The organism is Oleiphilus sp. HI0086 (genome assembly GCF_001635225.1).
Genome location: NZ_LWFZ01000867.1, coordinates 1 through 1,436, shown reverse-complemented (window position 1 = coordinate 1,436; position 1,436 = coordinate 1). Strand labels below are relative to the sequence as shown.

Sequence of the window (1,436 nt, the reverse complement as noted above, 5' to 3'; positions counted from 1 at the left end):
GCGATGTCAGAAAGCGCTGCGATTTTTGCTAGCTCTTCAATCTGCTCATCATTTAATTCTGTTGTTGTATTGCCGCTTTCAAGGCCTAGTGTTTCTGGGATGCTAGCAACCAAAGAGGAGTCAGGTTGGAATTGTGGTGCTGGGAAGAATGTTTCAAGCCACTCGCCTGCGCCGTTTTTGCTACCGATACCAAGTCCTAGTGCAATTGTCATGGAATACTCCTAATTAAATAATATGTATAAGTTGTTTAAGATAAGGGGGAGACCCTGTACTCTTTATTTAGTCGTTTATCTCGAATAATTGGGCGTAGTTATCAGCCTTGAATCCAAGATGAATTTGATTGCCGATCTTTAAAACCGGACGCTTAATCATGGAATTATTACTCTGAATAAGAGAAATAGCTTTTGCGTTGTCGATATCGCTTTTGTCCTCATCGCTTAGCTTGCGCCAGGTTGTACCACGCTTATTGATTAGTTGATCCCAAGGCACCTGGCTAAGCCAATCTTCAAGGCTTTGCTCATCAATGGCTGTCTTCTTATAGTCTTGAAATTCAAAATCAATGTCATGCTCTTCCAGCCACGTTAGTGCCTTCTTCATGGTATCGCAGGCTTTAATTCCGTAGATTTTTACTGTGCTCATTGTTTTACCTTGTACAAAAACTATTTGTGGAAAGAGTGCTAAAGAGATTCAACGAATTCACGAATTCGAGTTGCCGCTTCGATGCACTCTTCTTCACTGGCAACCAAGGCCATTCTAATTCTATTTTTACCCGGGTTTAGATCATTAACGGTACGAGATAGATAGCTGCCCGGAAGCACGGTGACATGCTTTTGCTGATATAGCTTTTGAGCAAACTCTTCATCCGATATCGGTGTCTCTGGCCAAAGGTAGAAGCTCGCATCACTTTGCTTGATGTTCAGTACCGGGCTTAAAATTTCAAGAACTGCCTCGAACTTTCGTTTGTAGGCTTTACGGTTCTCTTGTACGTGAGCTTCATCGTTCCAGGCTTCAATGCTTGCTAACTGGTGTTGAATCGGCATTGCGCAGCCGTGATAAGTTCGGTATTTCAAGAAGCCTTTTAACAAGTCTGCATCACCTGCAACAAATCCTGAGCGTAGGCCGGGCAGGTTTGAGCGCTTTGACAAGCTATGAAAGACAATACAACGCTTATAATCATCTCTTCCTATTTCGGCGCAGACCTCTAGCAAACCAGTCGGAGCTTGGTCTTCATCGCAATAGATCTCCGAATAGCATTCGTCCGATGCAATAATGAAGTCATGCTTGTCGGCTAGTTTTATGAGCTTTTTAAGCGTTTCAGCGGGCGTGACAGCGCCTGTCGGGTTGCCCGGAGAGCACATGAACAGAATCTGGCAGCGGTCCCAGGTACTATCGGCGACAGAGTCGTAGTCGGGAATGAACTGGGAGCTCTCAAGTGT

General features: G+C 44.5%; 2 protein-coding genes and 1 pseudogene. All 3 read right to left on the bottom strand.

The features are described 5' to 3' along the window. Positions 1–212: pseudogene (locus tag A3756_RS15625) on the bottom strand (hypothetical protein); the annotation flags it as partial. A gap of 67 nt (positions 213–279) precedes the next feature. Next, complete coding sequence (locus tag A3756_RS15620) at positions 280–639, bottom strand: ArsC family reductase (protein WP_068553852.1); 360 nt, start codon at positions 637–639, stop codon at positions 280–282. A 38-nt stretch (positions 640–677) separates the two neighbouring features. Further along, on the bottom strand, positions 678–1,436 hold a 759-nt coding region (locus A3756_RS15615; protein WP_156490519.1), incomplete at its 5' end, for an aminotransferase class I/II-fold pyridoxal phosphate-dependent enzyme.